Annotated in this window: 12 protein-coding genes and 1 pseudogene; 4 read left to right on the top strand and 9 right to left on the bottom strand. The window is 58.8% G+C overall.

The window, feature by feature from the left end:
- Window positions 1–29: 29 nt before the first annotated feature.
- Window positions 30–281: a hypothetical protein gene (locus tag Hhyl2_RS21560; protein ID WP_483552886.1), complete on the bottom strand. Its 252-nt coding sequence runs from the start codon at window positions 279–281 to the stop codon at window positions 30–32.
- Between Hhyl2_RS21560 and Hhyl2_RS21555 the strand changes: the two are divergent.
- Window positions 174–575 (top strand): annotated as a pseudogene (locus Hhyl2_RS21555) (DUF4347 domain-containing protein); the annotation flags it as partial. The gene Hhyl2_RS21560 and the pseudogene Hhyl2_RS21555 sit on opposite strands and share 108 nt — an antisense overlap.
- A 471-nt stretch (window positions 576–1,046) precedes the next feature.
- On the top strand, window positions 1,047–6,614 hold the full coding sequence (locus Hhyl2_RS21550) for a beta strand repeat-containing protein (RefSeq protein WP_483552885.1): 5,568 nt from the start codon (window positions 1,047–1,049) through the stop codon (window positions 6,612–6,614).
- Between the two features lie 568 nt (window positions 6,615–7,182).
- Here the strand turns inward: Hhyl2_RS21550 and pglX are convergent.
- From pglX to Hhyl2_RS21525, 5 genes are all read right to left on the bottom strand, one after another.
- The gene (gene pglX / locus Hhyl2_RS21545; protein WP_483552842.1) at window positions 7,183–11,460 is read right to left on the bottom strand and encodes a BREX-5 system adenine-specific DNA-methyltransferase PglX; all 4,278 of its coding nucleotides are present in this window, start codon (window positions 11,458–11,460) and stop codon (window positions 7,183–7,185) included.
- Window positions 11,461–12,360: 900 nt separating this feature from the next.
- Window positions 12,361–13,617, bottom strand: a complete 1,257-nt coding sequence (locus Hhyl2_RS21540) for an orc1/cdc6 family replication initiation protein (protein ID WP_483552841.1) — start codon at window positions 13,615–13,617, stop codon at window positions 12,361–12,363.
- Between the two features lie 1,241 nt (window positions 13,618–14,858).
- Window positions 14,859–16,661: a histidine kinase N-terminal 7TM domain-containing protein gene (locus Hhyl2_RS21535; RefSeq protein WP_483552840.1), complete on the bottom strand. Its 1,803-nt coding sequence runs from the start codon at window positions 16,659–16,661 to the stop codon at window positions 14,859–14,861.
- A gap of 117 nt (window positions 16,662–16,778) precedes the next feature.
- The gene (locus tag Hhyl2_RS21530; protein WP_483552839.1) at window positions 16,779–18,260 is read right to left on the bottom strand and encodes an MATE family efflux transporter; all 1,482 of its coding nucleotides are present in this window, start codon (window positions 18,258–18,260) and stop codon (window positions 16,779–16,781) included.
- Window positions 18,260–18,859, bottom strand: a complete 600-nt coding sequence (locus tag Hhyl2_RS21525) for a TetR/AcrR family transcriptional regulator (RefSeq protein ID WP_483552838.1) — start codon at window positions 18,857–18,859, stop codon at window positions 18,260–18,262. Before Hhyl2_RS21525 ends, Hhyl2_RS21530 begins: the two co-directional genes overlap by 1 nt.
- A 185-nt stretch (window positions 18,860–19,044) precedes the next feature.
- Between Hhyl2_RS21525 and Hhyl2_RS21520 the strand changes: the two genes are divergently transcribed.
- Window positions 19,045–19,635 carry a TetR/AcrR family transcriptional regulator gene (locus tag Hhyl2_RS21520; protein WP_483552837.1) on the top strand — a complete coding sequence of 197 codons (591 nt, stop codon included), beginning with the start codon at window positions 19,045–19,047 and terminating at the stop codon, window positions 19,633–19,635.
- A 4-nt stretch (window positions 19,636–19,639) separates the two neighbouring features.
- On the opposite strand, the gene Hhyl2_RS21515 is transcribed toward Hhyl2_RS21520, so the two are convergent.
- Genes Hhyl2_RS21515 through Hhyl2_RS21505 form a run of 3 tightly spaced genes read right to left on the bottom strand, consistent with a single transcriptional unit; the run spans window position 19,640 to window position 21,705 of the window.
- Entirely contained in the window at window positions 19,640–20,485 is an 846-nt protein-coding gene (locus Hhyl2_RS21515; RefSeq protein ID WP_483552836.1) for a VOC family protein, read from the bottom strand.
- A 30-nt stretch (window positions 20,486–20,515) separates the two neighbouring features.
- Complete coding sequence (locus Hhyl2_RS21510) at window positions 20,516–21,004, bottom strand: DoxX family protein (protein WP_483552835.1); 489 nt, start codon at window positions 21,002–21,004, stop codon at window positions 20,516–20,518.
- Window positions 21,004–21,705 carry an SDR family NAD(P)-dependent oxidoreductase gene (locus Hhyl2_RS21505; protein WP_483552834.1) on the bottom strand — a complete coding sequence of 234 codons (702 nt, stop codon included), beginning with the start codon at window positions 21,703–21,705 and terminating at the stop codon, window positions 21,004–21,006. Before Hhyl2_RS21505 ends, Hhyl2_RS21510 begins: the two co-directional genes overlap by 1 nt.
- Window positions 21,706–21,767: 62 nt before the next feature.
- Here Hhyl2_RS21505 and Hhyl2_RS21500 point away from each other — a divergent pair, with 62 nt between their 5' ends.
- Window positions 21,768–22,121, top strand: a complete 354-nt coding sequence (locus tag Hhyl2_RS21500) for a winged helix-turn-helix transcriptional regulator (protein ID WP_483552833.1) — start codon at window positions 21,768–21,770, stop codon at window positions 22,119–22,121.
- Window positions 22,122–22,290: the final 169 nt, after the last annotated feature.

Below are 22,290 nucleotides of genomic sequence, written 5' to 3'. Positions count from 1 at the left end.
ATTCCGCTGCGTGTCTATCGGAACACCAGTCACCGTTCCAGGAAACTGGTGGCCAGATTTCCGCCGAGACAGACGCCGCTTGCCTCGCGAACTCCACTGGAGCGAGCGATTCTGCCCCGAATACGACCGCTGCCGAAGTTGCCGTCGTCGACACGACGGTTGAAGATCACGAAATGCTCGCGCGTGTCGCCCGTGAGGGTGGCATGGACGTGGTGTACGTCTCCAGCGCCGCGGGGATGCAGGCGGCGCTGGACGGGCGCTCGAACCTGTCGGCGGTTCACGTCCTCTCGCACGGGACCATCGGGACAGTCCAGATCGGCGACGACACGCTCCAGCGCGGGACGCTCGACCAGTACAGCGGCCTGACGAGCGCGCTCGATTCGAGTCTCGCGCCCGACGGCGACGTGTTGCTCTATGGATGTCGGGTGGCCCAGAACGGCACCGGACGGGCGTTCGTCGGCGACGTGGCGAACGCGACCGGTGGTGACGTGGCGGCCTCTGACGATTTGACCGGGAGCGCGAGTCGGGGTGGGGACTGGAATCTAGAATATTCCACTGGGATGCAAACTTCAAGCTCAAATGCTGTCACGTCTGTGTTTACTGCGACGGACACCATAGACAGCTACGACGGTGTTTTGACATCGACGTTCGATTTCTCGACAGCCTCAGATGGCACTGATGTCACTGAAACCGTGAATGGAGTTACAGTAATAGCCACAGATGCGGACCCTGGTGGAACTAACGTCGATGTATTTGGAAGTGTCAGCGGTAAGAGTGATGTTGTAGCGGTTAGTTCTCAGGTATATAACTATAAATTCACATTTGATCAGCCAGTCGATATCTCAAATGCTGATTTTTTGTTGAGTAGTAGCAGTGAATCCGCTCCAGCGACGTTTACTGTGACCCCGAATACGGGTTCTTCTGTCTCATTGAGTTATAGCTCATGTTGCACCTGGAAGAATGATGTTTCACTTGGTTTCTCTGGAGTGACAAGCTTCACAATAACGGACGATGACTCAAGCCCTCGAGATCCACACCTATTTGCCGTGGATAATATCGATTTTTCTCTCGCAAACAACGCCCCAGCCTTCGACAACGGCGCTTCGACGACGATCACCGTCGAAGAAGACAGCAGCGCCAACGACATCACGTCAGCGCTCGCTGTGACGGACAGCGACAGCGGCGACACCCTGACCTGGTCGGTCAGCAGCCCCCCGGATAACGGCGGCTCGACCGGCGGCTTCCCGGATTCCAGGACCGCTGGCACCAGCGTTACCCCCTCCGGTTTGACCTACTCGCCAGGCCCGGACCTCAGCGGTACCTCGGTGGAATCGTTCGACGTGCAGGTCAGCGATGGGACAGCCACGGACACCATCACGGTAACCGCCTCGATCACCGGCGTCAATGACGAGCCGACACTGACGGCGACTGGCGACGATCCGACGTTCACCGAGGGCGGGAGTGCAGCGGGGCTCTACAGTGGGACGGCGGCCAGTACTGTCGAGAGCGGCCAGACGTTCAAGGGGTTCACGATGACAGTGAGTAACGTCGACGACCCCACCAACGAGATTCTCCAGATCGACGGCTCGGACGTGGCGTTGAGTCACGGGAACACCCTCACGACGGCGACCAACGGCCTGACTGTGAGCGTGACGGTCGTCGGGTCGACGGCGACCATCGCGGTAACGGACGGGACGCTCTCGGCTGCGCAACTCCAGACGGTACTCGACGGGGCGACCTACCGTCACACCGGTGACGACCCGACGACGACCAATCGCGTCGTCACTCTCACCTCCGTTCAGGACAGCGGTGGGACGGCCAACGGCGGCGACGACACCGCAGCACTCGCGATACAGAGCACCGTCTCGGTCGTCGGCGTCAACGACGAACCGACGCTAACGGGGACTGGGGACGATCCGACGTTCAGTGAAGACGGGAGTCCGGCTACCGTCTACAGTTCCTCGTCGGCCGACACCATCGAGAGTGGCCAGACCGTCTCGGGATTCACGCTAACGGTCTCGGATATCGCCGAACCGAGCCAGGAGCAACTCCTGATCGATGGATCGACAGTGACGCTGACGAACGCGAACACCCTGACGACCGCGACAAACAGCCTGGGTGTGAGCGTGTCGGTCGTCGGAACGACGGCGACGGTTTCGGCCACTGGTGGCACGCTCTCGACAGCGGCAGTCGAGACGCTGTTCGACAACGTGGCCTACCAACACACCGGTAATACACCGACGGTCGGGAACCGTGAGGTCACCATCACGTCGCTGCGAGACAGCGGCGGAACGGCAAACGGTGGCGACGACACTGCCTCACTCGCCATCACCAGCTACGTCTCGGTGACGCCGGCCAACGACGAACCCACGCTGACGGCGACCGGTGACGACCCGACGTTCACGGAAGGTGGGAGTCCGGCTGGCCTCTACAGTTCCTCGTCGGCCGACACCATCGAGAGCGGGCAGACCTTCGAGGCATTTACCCTGACGGTGACCAACGTCGACGAACCGTCCTCGGAGGTTCTGACTGTCGACGGCTCGGACGTGACGCTGAGTAACGGGAACACCCTCACGACGGCGACCAACTCCCTCGACGTTTCGGTTGCCACGGCCGGGTCGACAGCGACTGTCTCGGTAACGTCGGGAGTACTCTCGCCAGCGGCTCTCGAGTCGGTACTCGATGGGCTGACCTATCGTAACACCGGCGACGCGCCCACTGATTCCGGCGACCGTGTGGTCACGATCACCTCGCTGACAGACAGCGGCGGGACGGCGAACGGTGGCGACGACACAGCACCCCTCGCCATCGGGAGTACCGTCTCGCTGGTCGGCGTCAACGACGAACCGACGCTGACCGCGACCGGCGCCGACCCGACCTATACGGAGGGCGGGAGTCCGGCTGGCCTCTACAGTTCGTCCTCGGCGTCCGCCGTCGAGGGCGGGCAGACCTTCGAAGGGTTCACGCTGACGGTGTCCAACGTCGCCGAACCGAGCCAGGAGCAACTCGTCGTCGACGGATCGGCCGTGACGCTGACGAACGCGAACACCCTGACGACCGCGGACAACAGTCTGAGTGTCAGCGTCGCCGTCATCGGATCGACGGCCACCGTCGCCGTCTCGTCCGGGACGCTCTCGGCTGCGCAACTCCAGACGGTACTCGACGGGACGACGTATCGACACACGGGCGACACGCCGAGTACGGGAGTCGACCGCGTGGTCACGATCACGTCGCTGACCGACAGCGGCGGGACGGCAAACGGTGGCGACGACACCGCAGCACTCTCGATAACCAGTACCGTCTCGCTGACTGCAACCAACGACGAGCCGACGCTAACGGCGACCGGAACGGACCCGACCTACACGGAGGGTGAGAGTGGGGCTTCCCTCTACAGTTCGTCCGCTGCATCCACCGTCGAGAGCGGCCAGCAGCTCACGGATTTCACAGTGACCGTGACGGACGTCGCCGAGTCTGGCCAGGAGCAACTCACCATCGACGGGTCTGCCGTGGCGCTGACGAACGGGAACACCCTGACGACCGCGGACAACAGTCTGAGTGTCGCCGTCGCTGTCGCCGGATCGACGGCCACGGTCTCCGTCAGCGAGCCGAGCGGCGTCACGTCGGCGACGCTGCAGACGGTCCTCGATGGACTAACCTACCGCCACACGGGCGACGATCCGAGCACCGGCAGCGACCGGGTCGTTACGATCACCTCGCTCGGCGACGACGGCGGGACTGCCAACGGCGGGGACGACACCGCATCGCTCTCGATTCCCAGCACGGTGTCGCTGACGCCGGTCAACGACGAGCCGACGCTGACGGCGACCGGAACGGACCCGACCTACACCGAAGGAGGGAGTCCGGTCGGTCTCTACACGTCCGCCTCGGCGTCCACCGTCGAGGGCGGCCAGACCTTCGAAGGGTTCACCATGACTGTGACGAACGTCGCCGAACCGAGCCAGGAACACCTCACTATCGACGGGTCGGCCGTGGTGCTGACGAACGCGAACACCCTGACGACCGCGGACAACAGTCTCAGTGTCTCCGTCGCTGCCATCGGATCGACGGCAACCGTCACTGTCTCGGGTGGATCGCTCTCAGCCGCGCAACTCCAGACACTCTTCGATGGGGCGACGTACCGCCATACTGGGGACACGCCCACTACTGGAATCGACCGTGTGGTGACGATCACGTCGCTGCAGGATAGCGGTGGCACGGCCACCGGTGGGGACGACACCGCGGCACTCTCGGTTCTCAGCACGGTCTCGCTGGCGGCAGCCAACGACGCCCCGACAGCAATCACCCTGACGAGTACGAGCGTCGTGCAATCCAGTGGGACCGACGCCGCGGTCGGCACGCTCGGTGCAACCGATCCCGACGACGGGAGCCACACGTTCTCGCTGGTCGGTGGGGCTGGTGACGGGGACAACGGGGAGTTCTCTGTCGACGGGACGACGCTCCGGGCCGACGACGCGGCCTCGCTCGCCGAAGGCGAGTACGATATCCGCCTGCAGGCCGACGACGGCAACGGCGGCACCGTCCAGACGGCAGTGACGATCTCCGTCGTCGACGACGTGGCCCCCACGCTTTCCAGTAGCGATCCGGCCGACGACGGGACCGGACACCCACCGACAGACGACATCACGCTGACGTTCAGCGAACCGGTCGGCTTCGGGAGCGGCACGATCACCCTGAAGAATGTCGACAGTGGAACCACCGCCGAGAGCTTCGACGTCGGAACCGACGTCGGGAGCGGCGACGGGACAGTCTCGGTCTCGGGGTCGACACTCCGGATCGATCCCACCGCCGATCTCCAGTCGGTGACGGAGTACGCCGTCCGGATCGATAGCACTGCGGTCGAGGACACCGCGAACTCACCCACGCAGTTCGCCGGTATCGCCACGGACGATACACTCGATTTCACCACGGCTGACACGACCGCACCGACCGTCACGTCGATTACGCGGGCCGCACCCACGACCGCAGCAACCAACGCTGGCAGTGTCTCCTGGAGCGTGGGCTTTTCGGAGGGTGTCACGAACGTCTCGCCCGACGACTTCGACACGAACGGCCCGGCAGCGGCCACCATCGCCAGTGTGAGCAGTTCGAGCGGAGCGACGATCACAGTCACCGCTGACGGTGTCGGCGGCGACGGCACGCTCGGTCTGGATCTCGCGAGCGGAGACATTACCGACAGCACTGGCAACGCGTTGGACACGACCGAGCCAGGCATCGACGAAACGTTCTCGGTCGACACGACAGCCCCAGCGGTCAGTGGGGTGACGATTAGCGACCAGACGGACGGAAACGGCGTCGTTCGAGCCGGTGAGACGGTCCAGGTCACGGCGACGGTGACCGACGCAACCGGTGTCGCATCGGTGACGGCGACGACTGGCGGGTTCGACGCGGGCTCGGTCGTGCTGGCGGACGACGGGCCCAACTCCGCGAGCGGCGACGACCAGTACAGCGCCACGTTCAGTGTCGGGCAGTCACCAACGGCTGGTGCCCAGTCTCTGACCGTCGATTCGGTCGACACGCTCGGCAACGGTGGCAGCCAGGCTGTCGCGTCGCCAGCGCTGACCGTCGACGCCCAGACACCGTCGGCCGATGCAGGCTCCGATCGGGTCGTCTCGGAGGACACTGCCGTCACCTTCGATGGAAGCGACTCCGCGGACGATCAAAATATCGCGAGCTACGAGTGGGACTGGACCGCCGACGGAAGCTACGATACTACCGGCGAAACAGCGAGCCACACCTTCGACGAACCAGGCACCTACACTGTTCGACTCCGTGTGACTGACGGGAGTGGCAACTCCGACACTGATACGGTCCAGATAACCGTCGAAGATACAACAGATCCTGTCGCTGATGTGTCTGTAACTCGGTCGGTCCAGGTGGGCGAGTCGGTCGTCCTCGACGGACGCGGGTCGACCGACAACGTCGGTATCAGTCAGTACGCCTGGGACATCGATGGTGACGGCGTCTACGAGAAGGGCGGCAGCACCACCACGAACGCCTGGTCGACAGCTGGGACAAAACAGGTGACGCTCCGGGTGACAGATGCAGCAGGCCACACTGATACAGAGACGCGTGCCGTCTCTGTCGAGGCGACGAGTACACCCGCGCCAACTCCGACTCCAACGCCAACCCCGACACCGACGCCCGGTAGCCCGGCGTTCTCGGTTGTCTCAGTAGAACTTCCCTCGACTGTCACCGGTGGGGAGATCCAACAGCTCGTCGTGACCGTTCGGAATCAGGGTGCCAAGAACGGGACCTACGAGGCATCAGTGACGGTCAACGGGAATACTGTCGCCGAGGAACCGATAGCGGTCGATGCCGGCGAAACGGAAACCCGCGTAGTCCAGGTGACCTTCGAAGGGGCCGGAACCCGGACCGTCGCAGTCGGTCCCGTGTCACAGACAATCACTGTCGAATCCCCGGCACAGCCGTCGGTCGTGAGTGTCTACCGCAGTGACGACGGCGAGGTCACACCCGAAGAGGTCATGGAAGCGATCAATATCTACGACAGCGGTCGAGAACTACAGAGCTACGGCCGACTGTCTGCTGCTGACGTGATGGCCGTGATTGCCGCTGCGAACGAGGACACCTCGTAGCCGCGTTCCTCCCCGAACAGGAGACCGAGACCGACAGCGATCCGGAAGGACTCGTCGACAGCAGCGGACCTCATCGATGCGGGGGAGAGATAGTTGTCCATCGATTGCGAGAAAACGACCGAAGAGAGTTTTATCGGCCGAATATCCGACCTACGAGGTGAGCGTTCAGCCAGATCAGGGTCTCTCCATTCTCGCTTGGAAGGTGTTTTTATCGTAAAATATAGTTTCACCTCAAAGAACATGTTATGTCAGGCGTAGTGGATATCCCACGAGACCGTATCCAGCATAGACAACCGACCCGGCGTCACGGAAAACGAGACAGGGCAAACGCATGAATCCCGACCGACGTGTCACGACGAGTCTCTTCTACACTGCCGAGGGAGACCGTGTGGCTATCGAGCCGCACTCTCGGAGCGACATCGCTGATCTGGTGGACGCGAAGACTGAGCGGACGACCAACTGAGCCGATGCCTGTCGGCTTCCGTTTCAGCTCGCGTCGCTGCAGTCCTCGACCGACCAGTAGTACGCGCTCGCCAGTGACAAACAGGTGCCGGCAGACGCGCCGGCCCTATAGCACTCTGTCCGCGACGATCTCCGGGACGACGCGGTGCTCGGCGAGCGGCGTGATATTGATCGCAACCCCGTGTTTGTGGATGGGCTGATAGCCGGCGGTCGTGATCTCCGAGAGCGCCCGGTCCGCCCAGTCCGAGGGAAGACGCCCGTCGATGGTCTGGCAGCGGTCCTCGATCTCCTCGGCGAGTTGTTTGAACTCCGCCAGCCCATCGCCGTCGACAGCGCCGTCGAGGACGGACGCGTCGTCCAGCCCCGTCGCCAGCGAGGCGAGCAGTCGCTCGTCGTCGGTCAGAGTGTCGTGTGGTTCGCCGTCGTCGTCCAGTAGGTCGCCCCCCTCGCGCTCGAAGTAGTAGGTCATGAACAGAATCCCCGTGCTGGAGTAGTGATCCGAGCCCTTGAGCCGCCAGGTGAAGTAGTCGAAGAGGTCGGCCAGATGCGCCTCGACGGGGTCGTCGCTGGGCTTGGCGTACTCCTCGCAGGCGTGTTCGAGTTCCGCGAGGGCGTCGAGCCACTCCTCGCGCCACTCGTCGACCTTGTCCCAGAACCCATCCGAGAAGGTGTCCTGGAACCACTCCGCACCGTTCTCCGCCCGCAACGCTTCCAGCGTCTCGATACGCTCGGCGGTCTCCTCGCGGAACGCGGCCACCTTCGGGGCGAGCGTCGCGGCCAGTTCGCGGTCGTCGGCGTCGAAGTCCCGCTCGCGCACGCTGCCGAGGTCCTGCAGTACGTCCTCGAACTCGGCGATCTGTTCCAGCGCGCTCGTACAGAACTCGAAGGTCTCGGTGGCGTCGGCCCGGTCGCCCGTCGACAGCGACTCGTCGTTGCGACGCTGATTGGCCGCCGACCGCCGCTCGCGCAGTTCGGCCTTCCGGGGTTCGAGGTAGGTGTTGCTCAGGCGGTCGAAGAGACTGGCGTCGAGCGAGTGGTAGTCGACGAAGCACGCGAAGCCCTCGCCCGCGGCGTCGGCCAGCAGGCGCTCTGTGCTGAGTTTCCAGAGGATGGGCGTGTTCTCCATCCGCTCGACGTGGTAGGCGAACAGGTCGTCCTCGACGAAGGCCCGGAGGTTGGGATAGGCTTCGTCGGCGGCGGACTCGGTCCCGAGGATGTCGTCGACCTCGACGAGGCGATTCTCGGCGTACTCGCCGTACGCGTCCTCGAACCGCTCGACGATCCGGTCGAGCATATCGGCCTGCTCGTCCGCGCCGTCGAGTGGGATGATGCCATCCGACTCCTCGCGGACGGCCGCCATCGCGAAGTGGTGGACGAGGTCTTTGACCTGCTCGTCGATGTTGTCGGGTACCTCGGGGACAGATTCCGGGTCTGGGACTTCGCGGTCTTCGGGGTCTTCAGCGGTTCTGAGGAAGATTTCATTTCGAATCTCATATTTAGTCTGGTCAGAGATTCCAACCTCTTGATATACAATTTGCTCGACCTCATCAGAAAGTTGTTCAAGACGATTCGCTCTTTTGCGTTTCTGGATTTCACTCTGTCGCGCAAGCTCGTTGATGCTGCTATCGAGGTTTGATCTTCCTATTGTGATTTCTGATCTGGAATCTTCATTATGTGGGTGGTTATGAAAGAAGCTAGAGTTATATTCTCTCGGTAGAAGTGGTGAACCTACATAATAGGGGCTGATCGGATTATCAAATTGAAGCTTTGTCTTGGTTTCGAACTGTTCTTTTGCAAGGGCGTCAAGCTTCTCTGCATTTTCAAGTTCGGATAACCAAGGTAGGCTTCCAACCTCACCTGCGTTCCAGAATCGGTCAGTTGTTTGAGAGAGAAACAGGGTATGATAGAGGTTTGAATTTAGAGCAGACATGAGAGTCCAAAGTGACGTAGATGCGTCGTCCTTCAGGAACATCATCGCGCCTGCGTGCCCAAATAGACCTCCGGGATAGTAACCAAACCTCCTTCCAGTGGCTTTCACATATGTCCAAGTAAGGCCGGGTGTATCGTAGAATTCTTCATTCCGTATCCTGACAGATTTGGCAGACCGGCGTATTGCTTTTCCATTCTCGTCCCACTCAACAGTCTCCTTGATAGTAGGCAACAACCATGCGTCTTCTCCACCCTTGGAGATCGGCTGAAATGTGGTGTTGTCGTTTGATTCCCAATGGAACCTTGCAAATCTGTCATCATTAGAGGTCTGTAGCCCCGGCACTGCAGTACAGAGAGATTTGCCTTCTGTCTCCGCCTGTTCGGCATCCAGTTTAATATCCCTCTCATGTAGTTGTCTAACTTCAGCGGGAGTTGAGTAACAAATAGGACTGGAGGGTGCCTCCAAGAATTCCTCCAGTTCGACTCGGAAAAGTCGGTCTTGGTCTGCTGCTTGTTTCGTTACTACATTTAAAAATGCAGACTCCTTCTCAGAACCCTCAAGATCATGTAATCGAATAAAATCCCCCGCTGGAGACTGCGCCGCTCCAGACTGAACAACAGTCCCTACAGTTCGAACAGTTGCATTATCCAGAACCCCAAGACCGAATTCGGCTAAGAAATCAAAACTCCCTTTCTCGCCTATGAAGTCTCTCCTGAAATCTTTATAGCGTCGCTTAAACATGAATGTTCGAGGAACTAACATACCGATTCTACCTTGTGACTTGCAAACTTCGTCACAAACTTCGAAGAAATTCACATAATATTCAGCTGAATATTCATATCTCGAATTGACATACTGCTGGACGACATTCGGCATCCGTCCTTTTGAACCATACGGCGGATTCATCAGTGCCACGTCGTAGTCCTGCGCCAGCAGGTCGAGCAACCGAACGAAACTCCGCAAGTCCTGCGCGAGGAACGAATCGTCGTCGCGGTGCTGATCCACGGCCTCCCGAAGACTGTGGAGAATCTGGCCGAGCGTATGATCCTCGCGGGGGTCGTCCTCCAGCGTGATCTGGACGCTCTCCTGATCGACCTCGTCGTCGAACAGGTCGCCGAGCGTCCCACGCACGTCGAGCAGGCTCCCGAGGCCGTGGACTTCCTCGAAGGCGTCGAGAATCCGCCGGAGGGCGTCCTCCACGTCGTCCTTGCCGTCGGCCACCTCGTCGAAGACCGCCTCGACCCCCTCCACGTCGGCGACCTTCGCATCGGCACAGACGATGCCGACCTCGGGCATCTCGAAGCCGCTGGCACCCTCGGCCTCGGCACGCGTGCGCCCCTTCAGATAGAGGTTGAACGCCGCAAGCTGGCAGGCCCGCATGTCCAGATCGACGCCGTAGAGGTTGTGTCGCAGAATCTCGCGGGGAATCGCTGCTGGGTCCAGGTCCGTTTCGGCCCGCCAGATTCGTTCCAGCACGTCGAACGCATAGAGCAGGAAGTGGCCGCTACCACAGGCGGGATCGATGACCCGGATGTCCTCGGGGCCGTCGAACGCGGGGGCCTCGCCTTCCTCTTCGGCGGGTACGAGATAGGTACAGAAATCGGCGATATCCGGCGACTCGTCTGGCGAGAGCGGGCGGTTCTTGCGCTCGTCCGGCGAGAGGGCATCCTGTCGCTCGACGGCGTCCTGTAGCTCGCCGCGGTCTTCGAGATAGAGCTTCCCGAGCGAGTTGTCGGTGAGCATCCGCACGACCCAGTGGGGGGTGTAGAACTGATTGGCGGGCGGCACGTCGTCCGGTTCCAGCCCCTCGCGGTCGCCCTTCCGCCGGAGGTCGTCGAGCAGCTTGACGTTGTAGTACTCGTAGACCCAGCCAAGGACGTCGTCGGCGCGCCAGACCTCGTCGGGCACCTCGTCGAGCATCCCACAGAGGTCTTCGTAGGTGTCGTCGTCGGGGTCGATGAGGCTGTAGGCCGTCGAGCGGTCGAAGAGGATCTCGATCTCCTCGGCGAGGTCGTCACAGGCGTTCCGGTAGGCTTCGAGGACGGCCTCTTCTTCGAGCATGAACTCCTCCGTGACCAGCCGGTCGGCGGCGGGGGTCAGACCGTCCTCGCGGAAGACCGTCACCTCGTCGTCGACGAAGTCCCGGACTTCCATACAGCGGAGGGCGGCCAGCCGATTGACGATGGTGTACCCCACACCGGTGACGTACTGTTCGTACCCCTCTTCCCAGTCGTTCCCGTCGACGGCTTCCAGTTCGATTGCCTCGACGAGGGCTTCCTCGTCGTCGCTCAGAGACACGTCCTCGTGCGGACGGTCTTCGAGATCGTGTGCTTCGAGCTGGTAGCGAACGTTCGCCTCACACCGCTCGCGCATTTCGGTGACGATAGCTTCGAGATGCTCGCGTTCGTCCTTGTCGAGCTGGGCCGTCCGTGGGGCAGCAGCATTCCCGTCCATATGAGAGTCAGCGATGTGTCGTTCAATCCCACGCACTGTATTGAAGATTGTCAATACAGAGGCCGCGTCCCTTGCATGCAATATCTGGCGGTCCACTCCCTTTCTCGCTCCCCCACAGTCAGTGGCCCCCGTCGGTTGCCGTCACCAGCGGCCACCAGTGATCGAATCCTCCGCAGACCTGTCACCTTCTCAGCCCTGAAGGGCAGAGCTTGTCGGTGGACTCCCGTTCTGACCACTAGATGGTGGTAGGCGTGACGACGATTTCTGGCCGTCGAGAACGGTAGCCAAGGGCATCATTATACACTGAACAGGCGCGGAGGATGTCAATGTCAGCAGCCTAGTCATCCTCGTGGGAGTCGCTGCGATGGCCGGTATTCTCTGACCGGTCGAAGCCGATCTGTGGACTGTCTGATACAATTTCAGCAACCGAATCCGTGGCCGAACACTCGACGTACTGTACTATGCGTCTGCATCTATCGTCTGTAACTATCGTCTGTAACTATCGTCTGTAACTATCGTCTGTAACTATCGTCTGCAACAATCGTCTGGAATTACACATCGATGACGGGGGGTAGTAGAAATTTCGGTACGATTTGTCACCGCTCTCCTTTGTAGTCTTCACCGTGATGAAGTCCCCACTTGGAACATCGTCGTAATCTTCGGAATCGGTCGAGGATTTGTCGCGAACTTGCAGAGACACAGATGCCGGAGTTGATATCGGTGCTTGCTCTATGACCATCTGGCGTCACTCGAAGCACGACGGTATCGAAAATTTGCACTCGGTAACACCGAACTGAAACACACCACTATTTCCGGAGCTACACACCACTGTTTCCGAAGCTTTTGACGACAGGGATTCAAGATGACTCCGGGAGTGTCAGTCAGAGAGACAGCGAGCACTCAGTAATTCGAGAGATTGGTCTGCAGCAAGTTGTTGTCTTCAGCCGTCGACTGGATGATATTCGCGACGTCTTCGAATCGCGAGGTCGACAGCAAGACATCGAGAACGGCTTTGAGTGGGACATCGAGTTCGTATTCGTGATAGCGGCCAGCCGACAGCCCTTCGTTGCGCTCGTACACGCTGATGAGTCCGAGCATATTCATATCCGACAAATGATCACGCACACGCCGCTCACTCACGCTGTCGGCATCCAGCCGGTCGCATATTTTGATGTACCGATCGTAGAGGTCACGAGAGCGGACCGGTACTTCAGCAAGTGCTTGGTGGTATGCCAGCGCACACAGGACAGCGTGTCCCTGTGTCGTGAGTTCTTGCATGCCTTCGTACAGTTGGTTCTTTTCGAGTTCGTCCTGGGCATCGCGAACAAAATCACCCGTCACGGTATCAGCTTCTTCTGCCTGCGTGATTTCACCCGCTTCACGTAAAAGCCGAATCGCCTGTCTTGCTGAACCGGTGTCTTGAGCGGCGAACGCTGCACAGAGCGGGACGACATCCTCCTCGATTACGTCATCGTGAAACGCTTTTTCAGCCCGGGGCTGGAGAATCGATCGTAACTGATTGGCATCGTACGGTGGGAACAAGATCTCCTTCTCCGCAAGTGTGTCCTTGACCTTCGGCGAAAGGTTCTCCCGGAACTGGAAATCGTTGCTGATGCCGACAATAACGGGACGAACGTCGTCGACGTAATCGTTCGACCGAGCGCGCGGCAGTCCATAGAGGATATCATCTGATTGCCCAATGTTGTCGATTTCGTCGAGTACGATCACGACAGTGCCACCTAGAGAATCCAATTCGTCGTAGAGGAGATCGAATACTCGTTGCTGTGAATAGCCAGTCGTACTGATCCGATCTTTCCCTTGCCCACGACGCAGTTCGTTCACGAGTGCAACAGCCACTTGGTAGGATGAAGAGAGGTTCTCACAACTCACCCAGATAGTCGACAGGTCGACGTCGTCGTAAGCTGCGGCGTCAGACTCGAGATGGGATAACATAAACTTCGTCGCGACGGTTTTGCCAGTCCCGGTCTTGCCGTAGAGAAAGATGTTGGATGTCGGCCGGTTATCAATAATCGGTTGGAGTGCCCGTTGATACTTTTCTAGCTCATCATCCCGTTCCCGGATATCTTCAGGTTCGTAAGAGTCGTCGAGGGGAGCTGCATTAGCAAACACTTGCTGATCCCGTTCAAACATCCCCATGTGAAATCCACTCACAGCATGATATCATAAAACCACCGGTTCCTAAGCTTCCGGAGCGTCCGGAGCTAACGAGTATATAAACACTTCCCACACCATGGTTTCCTAAGCTCGATAGTTTATATAACACACAGACACCACTATTTCCGAAGCTACACGATATCAGCATGGGTGAGGTATTCTATTCTAGTGTATAACTACAAAAGATTTATTTATTAAGGTGGTTAACCTAACCCGTAGTACAGTATAATATAGTATAACAGAAATATCAGCATTCCAGAAAAGCTAGGGAAACAGAGAAAAGCTAGAGAAGCAGGTGTCTATAGAGACTAGATCTTACAGAACTAGGCAATTGCTGCTGCAACCTATCCCCTCCCCCCCACACATTTGTCCGATAGCTTCGGAAACAGTGGTGTGAGGGTAGGTCTGAAGGTAGCTCAACTTCCGGGCTACAATAGCTTCGGAAACGGTGGAGGGTTCTCCACCCCCGTCACCGGTGACGACACGTCCTGACTCTCTCACCCTACAATCTCCATATTTCAGGATCCTGCTGATCACGACAGCCCCATTTACAGAGATCCGAGGAGATGGCTGGCCGTTTCGGGCCAGAGTGAATCCGACACTTCCGAACCTCAATGCGGTCGAAAGCTTCGGAAACAGTGGTGTGTCTCACCCGGTCAAATCCACAATTTCCGATGTAATTGATTTCCCCTTCTCTACCCTTCTCAGCCGAAATGAGCTCTATTTACTCCGGAAATTGTGGTGTGTGGATGGGACATCTATCTCCGGTTGAATCGAGGTGGGTGAATGTGATAATAGCTCACTCCAATTGAGAGCGAAAGCTTCGGAAACAGTGGTGTGTGGTACCCCCCAAATTAAGGGAATTCCTTAAGCCGATGATCATCGGAACCCGATGTGCATCGGTGCACTGGCTAACTGAATTTAACCAACAGTTGGCGGACTACGTTGGTTAATACATACCACCTCTTCCATTGCTGGCTCTCTTGTGACATGGACGGCTTCTCGTTTGCTTGTGTCGACTACGACGCTGTCGAAGCCATTCTTGGGCGGGAAGAAGCAATGCGATTGAACTATCTCCCAGATTCAATTGACCGGACACCAGCTACTACAAACTCGAAGACGATCGCCCGAGCGATGATGACTGCTATGAGCGCGAGATCTCCGAGTGGACGGATCAGGCGCATCCGACTCACCGGATGACGAGCCCGGTGTCTAAACCGACATCAATCTGCATGAAAATCCGCAGGGAGTGTGATAGTAGCGACATTTCCTCCGTCGTACTGGAAATCAAGCCGTCCACCGACTGCCGTGACGGACCAGTCGACGATCCACAAGCCAATGCTGCGACCATGTTGCAGCGGCTGTTCCTCATCTGTACCCAGTGCTTCCAGCTCTATCTCGGGGATCTGGTCGTTGGTATCACGAACTTCGAAGACGATCGTCTCGCGGTCATCAGAAGCAACACAGGACAATTCGACGGTTGGAACGCCGTCGTCGGAATGCCGAATCGCATTCTCAGCAAGACTGCGCACCGCGAGCGAGAGGACTGTCGGATCGGTCCGAATGTACTTGGGAGCCGAGTCGGCCACGACGGTCACACTCGACTCGGGATATGTGTCCCGGATTTCTACCTGGACGGTGTCCAGAAAGTCCCGACAGTCGATCTCCTGCTGTTGAAGATCACCGTCTACGATCTGTTCGAACTCTCGCATCTGCTCGGCAATCGAAAGTAATCGGTCGCTCGCTCCGATGATAGAATTCATCTGTGTGACCAGTTGTTGCTCGGTCCACCTCGATTGTACCGAGTCGGCATGGCCTCTGATGACGGTCATTTCGTTTCTGAGGTTGTGCCGCAACACCCGATTGAGTACAGACAATTGCTGTCGTTGCCTCCGTTCTGTCGTGATATCGTACAGAACAACGATTCCCCCGACACAGCCGATATCGGCAGTTTCCAATGGCGTATACGAGACGCCATAGGTTCGCGAGTTGAATGAGAGGTCACCGTCGTTCCGGAGTGACGTCAACTCGGTGCCGACGAGGGACGAAAATCCGCACGGGAGCTGATCTCCCGACGTCTCGAAAAGGTCCCGAGCGCTGTCATTGAGCTTCACAACGCGATCCTCAGTATCGACTACCAGAAGCGGGTCATCCAAGTCATCCACAGCACTGCGTTCGGCTGCTCGCCGTGTCACCGGATTGGTCTCGAATATCGACGTGCTCGAGAACGCATACGCGTCGAGTACAACGTGTGTGAGCAACAGTGCAGGCGTGAGATTGAGTTGGGGGTATGGACCGATCTGTCCGAGCCAGACGAGCAGCGGTACCGACGCTGGGATGGGACTGAGGACGATGGCAACGGTCTCACGGCGATAGAGTTTCCCGTATGCCAGCATGGTCTCGACGAGGAGGAGCACACCAATGCCCGCCATCGCGAGACTCAGGCTGACCGTCACGTATCCCAGTGGTTGAATCGAGTACAGGACCGTGGCTAGATCGAATACCGGTGCAAACTGGAAGTCTCGCCAGAGCAAGGTATGGAGTGGCTGTGTTGCCCCGAGTGTCAGCGTCGCCACCGGGGAGAGAAGCAGTACAGGGAGCCACCGACTCCGTGTCAATGTACTCCGTCCGGTATACTCGAGTGCGAAGGCGAGAAAGAACGGCCCTGTACAGTTCATCCCTACCCAGGCAACCGCTTCGAGGGCCGCTCGGAGCTCAGGCTCAGTCAGTGTGAGGCCGATCCCGTAGGCGACTGCCCAGATACCCTGTGCGGTCAACGAGATCATGAACCACGTTCCACCAGGTTGCCCACGGTGTCTGGATAGATACACCGCTAACCCGCCACTCACAAGACCTGATACGATTGATAGCCCAACAAGGCTGCCGCCAATCAGCCCTACCACAGTCAGTGACCGAAGTTCGGAATTGAGATATATAATTTCCGTGCTCACACTATTCGATTTGATACTGAAAGGTACAGCAGGCAAGCCGATAGCCCCCCCACTATCGATGTGTAAATACGCCATACGAACGCGATACCGGCCGAAATCAGCGGCCTTCCACGATTTTCTGTCACAGAGACGTAAGGAGGAAGTCCACGACTTCAGTCGTGGGTAACTGACCCGCTGAGTCAGATCTCGGTATCAGTCATCCACTGAAGCTTCGAGACCTGCCTTGTCGAGGTCGATTCTGGCTTCGGTCAGATCACTGTTTTGCCACGTGCCACGACGGTACCAGGCGTAGGTGATAATCGCTCCGGCCACGTTCGAGAGTCCGAACGACAGCCAGATACCCGGTTCTCCGAGCGGGCCAGCAGTGAGCCATGCAATCGGGAAGCGGACCAGACCGAGCGTGACCACGGAGATGGCGGCGGCAGTGAGCGTCTTCCCAGCACCTCGGAAACTACCGGTGTATGCCCGCATGATTCCCATGAATCCGAACGTGAGCGCGACGTACCGGATGAACTCCGCTCCGATCTCGACCACCTGAGCGGCGTTTGGTTGGTCCGCACTGACGAAGGCCGAGACGATGGGGTCCGGAAACAGGAAGGCGACGATGCCAGCAAGTGTGAGAAGACAGAAGAGGGCTTTCGCCGCCAACCGTGCTGCCTGTTCAGCACGCTCTGGCTTATCCGCCCCCATGTTTTGGCCGGTCATCGTCTCAACGCCACGGGCAACTGCGAGAGCAGGGAGGAACGCAACCGAAAAGACACGCGTCCCGATTCCGTAGGCAGCAACGACAGTATCGGGGAACATCGCGACGATAACCAACAAGAGGTTCATCGAGACTGCCCGTCCAGTTCCTTCGACAGATGCTGGGAGACCGATGCGGACCAGACGGCGGAGATACGAAAGATTCGGGACCATGTCATGGAGATGGATCTGAACGCCGCGGTTACCGCGGAACATAATCACGACGCCGACCAGGAGAGCGAGGCCACGCGAGATCACCGTAGCGATGGCCGCGCCCTGGATACCGAGTTCGGGGAACGCGAGTGTCCCCACGAGCGGTGCGTTCTCCACGACGGTCCACCCGAAGATGAGGAACGGGTCGATGACGATATTGAACACGACCGACCCGAACATCACGAGCATCGGCGTGATCGTATCGCCGTACCCGCGCATCAGCGCGATGAAGACGAGAAAGCCGAACATGAACAGCAAGCCCAGCGAGATGACCTCCATGTAACTCGTCGCCATCGGCAAGACGTCCTGCGACGCGCCCAGCAGTGTCAGGAGCGATTCGACACTGAAGTAGCCCACGACGCCGAGACCGACCGACACGATGACGGCGAACATCATCGTCTGTGAGGCGGCGTATTCGGCTTCGCGTTCCTCGTCGGCTCCGGTAAACTGTGCGACGAGCACGCTGCCCGCGACGGAGATGCCCATCCCCAGCGAGATGAGCAGGAAGACCATCGGAAACGCGAAGCTGATCGCTGCCAGGGCATCAGTGCTGTACTGGCCGAGCCAGAACGTGTCCGCGAGGTTGTACGCCGTCTGGAAGAGATTCGTCACGACGATGGGCATCGCCAGGAAGAACAGTGGCTTTCCGATGTCACCCGAAGTCAAGTCGAATTCTTCGGGGCCCTTGAACAGGGAGCGGATGCGGGCTCGAACGCCCATCAGTGAGTCGCCTCCGAGAACTCGTCTGCGAGGAGGTAGCTCTCATTGTACCGTGCCATCGTCTCGTGGAGGTGGGCATCTGAATGGTCAAGGGCGATACGGCGGATATGGGAGCCGATGATGGCCGTCACGATGAACTCGGCAACAGCGTCTGGGTCGATCCGCTCGTCGAACTCGCCCGTCTGGACGCCAGCAGCGATGATCTCTCTCACTCGCTCGGAGAGTACGGTTTCGAAGTCATCGAGTCGAGCTTGGATTGCATCGTTGTACGGCGCTTGCGCTGTTACTTCGAGTAGTACCGTGCGAAAGTCTCGGTCGTGGGATTCCGCCTGGTCAATGTAGGCTGTCTCCAGGAGCGCATCGAGTTGTTCATGAGGTGTTCCACCGTCTACTGCCGGAAGCTGTGCAGTGTAGCGTTCGTAGAGATAGTCGAGAAATTCGACGTAGAGGTTCTGTTTGCTGTCGTAGTAGTAGTAGATAGATGCTTTGCTCCGCCCTGCTTCGTCAGCGATGTTTGCGATAGTGAGATCTGCGTACCCGTGCTGACAGAGGGCCCGATACGTCGCCTCCAAAATTTTCGTTGCTGTATCATCGTCCATCTCGGTTACTACCCTAACTTACTAACTAGTTAGTTAAGAACCTGTCGGAAGCACTGACTGTCTATCAAATCTCTGATTGTGAGGGGAATTGAGCGTTCAATAGCTAACTAACTAATTGATTAGTATGGGAAAATTCGTCAGCCGGGTCACAAACGTTATCCAAGCATAGCTAAAACCGACACCTAATGGACGAGCCATCGGACCGGACGTTCTCGGGCCCAGACGAGGCGATCATGGAGGCAACCTACCGTGCCCTCCGCGAACACGGATACGCTGAACTCACGATACAGCGGATCGCCGACGAATACGGGAAATCCACGGCTGCAGTGCACTACTACTACGATACGAAAGACGAACTACTCGCTGCATTCCTCGACTACCTGTTAGAACAGTTCGTCACTTCGATACGCGACGTGGAGACGACTGACCCGGAAGAACGTCTGGATTTGCTGCTCGACGAACTCCTCGTCAAACCACAGGAGAACCCCGACCTCTCGATAGCGTTGTTGGAGATGCGGAGCCAGGCCCCCTACAAGGAGGCGTTCAGCGAACGCTTCCAGCAGAACGACGAGTACATTCGATATATGCTCAAAGCAGTGGTCAATCACGGGATAGACGAGGGCGTGTTCAACGAGGTCGACGCTGACCACGTAACTCGATCACTGATGACAATCGTCGATGGCGCACGAACCAGAGCAGTTGCGCTGGATGATCTCGGGGCCCTCGAAACGGCACGGCGGACGGCCAGTGAGTACGTCGATGCAGTACTTCGGTGAGCGGCTACCGACCTGAGGCCGCTCGAAGTCGAACCTCGATCCCATCCGGGTCAGTCACTGCGATATGGTCGCTCTTCTCCGAAACCGAGATTCCATGGTCTGTAAGCCGTTCTCGGACTGCCTCGAGGATACTGGACTCGGGGACAACTATCTCGAACCATGACAGTCCACGTCCACTGCTCGGTGTAGTCCGGTGATGCCACGTGTTGGCCCCGAGATGGTGGTGATACCCGCCTGCAGACACGAAGGATGCAGCAGGCAGGGCTGTCTGTACCTCGAATCCCAGGGCATCCACGTAGAACTCTCTAAACGAGTCCAGCGAGGAGACCTCGAGGTGGACGTGTCCGACATCAGTTCCGGGCGGCACCTGACTCCCACCTGTGGCAGCGGCTTCGATGCTGTCGAGATCGAGCGGTTCGGTGCTGATCCGAACACGACCGTCGTCAGCGAGCGGCCACTCCTCGCGGGGGTAATCCCGATAGATCTCGATGCCGTTCCCCTCCGGATCTGTGAGATACAGCGCCTCGCTAACCCAGTGATCGGAGGCACCACCGAGTTGCCAGTGCTCTCGGATTCGCTCAAGCGCATCACCGAGGGCCTCGCGTGAGGGGACCCGGAACGCGTTGTGATACAGTCCGGCCCCTGATCGGTGTCGGTCGGGAGCATCTTCAGCGGCCTCCAGCACGAGGAGTGGTGTCTCCGCAGCTCCCAGTACGGACCTTGTGTCTGCTGTGCGTAGCACTTCGAGGCCGACGACGTTCTGGTAGAACTCCGTCAGCTCGTCGAGGTCGGCGACACGGAGTGCGGTCCGGCCGATGTGGGTCTCTTTAGGGAGTACGTCTGAGTTCATTAGTGTCATTTCAATCCATTCCTGCAGTGGTTACACGTCTGTACCGCTCGAGTGAGAGTCAGCGGGATGGTCCCCTTGATCGAACAGCGCACGTTCTATGGAGAGCGGTCCCGGACCACTCACAAGAAGTGCGAGCGCAATCAGGGCAAGCGTGAGCGTCAATTCGATACCACCACTAGTGGCCGGGTACCCGTTAGGGAGGTGGTATAGGACCGTCGCGACGAGCATGTCGATAGCGATCAATGCTGCCGTAATACGAACGGCCAAGCCGACCAGCAGTAAGATGCCGCCGACAAGTTCCACAACTCCGACACCCAGCGCCGCAACCGAAGGAAGTGGAACGCCAAGGCTCGTCAAGAATCCCGCGAAGCCAGAGAGACCCATCGGTTTCGGACCGACTCCGAACACTTTGCCAACACCTGAGATAACCATCGGAATCCCGAGGGCGAGGCGTACGATAGTCGGACTCCACCGTGCAGCCGTTGTGGATGACTGTTCACGTGATGCGGCCTGGGCCATCAGTTCGCCACCTCCTGCTGGCCACCGGTCATCTGGACGGTCTGTCCCCGCACGCCCTCGTTCGAAAGCAGGTGGACTACTTCATCGGTGATCGCCTCGGGCGCGGTCCACTCGGAGAAGTCGGCGTCAGGCATCGCTTCGCGGTTCCCCGGTACGTCGACGAGGAATGGCGCGATCGCATTGACGCGACCCTCGAGTTCGACATCGAGCGATTCAGCCAGCGTCCGGACCGCTCCCTTTCCGACATCGTAGGCGAGCGTGCCACCGACAGGATCGATAGCGCGGTCGGAGCTGAACAGGACGACACCACTACTCGGGCTGAGCTGATCCGCGAAGGCCTTGACGGTCAGAAACGCCGTCGTCGCGTGGCGATCTAACGCTGCTCGGAAGGCATCAGCGTCGGTGTTGCTAACGTTGCCCATCGAGAACCCGCCGGCGAGGCCAACGATGTGATCGACCCGTCCGTGTTCGTTTGCGACCCGCTCCGCAAGGGATTCGGCTGCTGCCTGATCGGTCAGATCGGCCTGGTAGTACGACACCGCATCAGCGTGCTCAGCACTCTCTTCGACTGCGTCTCTCTTAGCGTCGGTGACGTACGTACCGACGACTTCAGCACCGTGTTCAACGAGCGAATCCGTCACGTACGGTCCCACGTTCCCAGTGGCACCGGTTACGAGTACCGTCGCGTTCTGTAGTTCCATTACATTACCTAGTTTGTTCCCAAACCTATTTATAGCTCAGGCAACAATAGTATGACCAAGTAATGCCGACCCAACCACCAACCACTGACACCGGCGAAGAATCCGAGGTTGAGCAGCGGAATGCAGACGTCTGTAATGTCGTCGGTGCTGTCGAGGAGATGGGGGCGAAGTGGAAGCTCATCGTCCTCAACGACTTGCGAGATGGTGAGAAACGGTTCAACGAACTCAAGCGTTCGACTGGGGCCAGCTCGTACACGCTCTCGCGTGTGCTCGACGACCTGGAAGCAGAAGGTTTCGTGGACAACCACAAGGAGTTCGAATCTCCGGTCGCGAGCTACTACGCGCTGACCGAGAAAGGCGACGCCCTCTGTCCAGTGTTCGACGCGCTCGACGATTGGGGCGACGACTGGCTGTAAACTCGGCACTCCCCTCGTGCCAGGAGACGCGAGAGATCAGTTCGGGGCCCGCTCGCCGGTTTGGGCCGTATGATAGCGCAACTGGCACTCCAGCGACAAAATATCGGAATTTGGCAGTGCGGGTCTGTTGAACCCTTGAGACTGATACAATCGGCGTATAAGATACAGA

The organism is Haloarcula sp. H-hyl2, assembly GCF_056934385.1.
Note: the sequence above shows the minus strand (reverse complement) of the source record. Positions and strands in the feature narration are given on the sequence as shown.

Coding starts and splice junctions, on each gene's coding strand:
- pglX (WP_483552842.1), bottom strand. CDS start 11,460: ATGGACGGGAATGCTGCTGCCCCACGGACGGCCCAGCTCGACAAGGAC.
- Hhyl2_RS21540 (WP_483552841.1), bottom strand. CDS start 13,617: ATGGGGATGTTTGAACGGGATCAGCAAGTGTTTGCTAATGCAGCTCCC.
- Hhyl2_RS21535 (WP_483552840.1), bottom strand. CDS start 16,661: ATGGCGTATTTACACATCGATAGTGGGGGGGCTATCGGCTTGCCTGCT.
- Hhyl2_RS21530 (WP_483552839.1), bottom strand. CDS start 18,260: ATGGGCGTTCGAGCCCGCATCCGCTCCCTGTTCAAGGGCCCCGAAGAA.
- Hhyl2_RS21525 (WP_483552838.1), bottom strand. CDS start 18,859: ATGGACGATGATACAGCAACGAAAATTTTGGAGGCGACGTATCGGGCC.
- Hhyl2_RS21520 (WP_483552837.1), top strand. CDS start 19,045: ATGGACGAGCCATCGGACCGGACGTTCTCGGGCCCAGACGAGGCGATC.
- Hhyl2_RS21515 (WP_483552836.1), bottom strand. CDS start 20,485: ATGAACTCAGACGTACTCCCTAAAGAGACCCACATCGGCCGGACCGCA.
- Hhyl2_RS21510 (WP_483552835.1), bottom strand. CDS start 21,004: ATGGCCCAGGCCGCATCACGTGAACAGTCATCCACAACGGCTGCACGG.
- Hhyl2_RS21505 (WP_483552834.1), bottom strand. CDS start 21,705: ATGGAACTACAGAACGCGACGGTACTCGTAACCGGTGCCACTGGGAAC.
- Hhyl2_RS21500 (WP_483552833.1), top strand. CDS start 21,768: ATGCCGACCCAACCACCAACCACTGACACCGGCGAAGAATCCGAGGTT.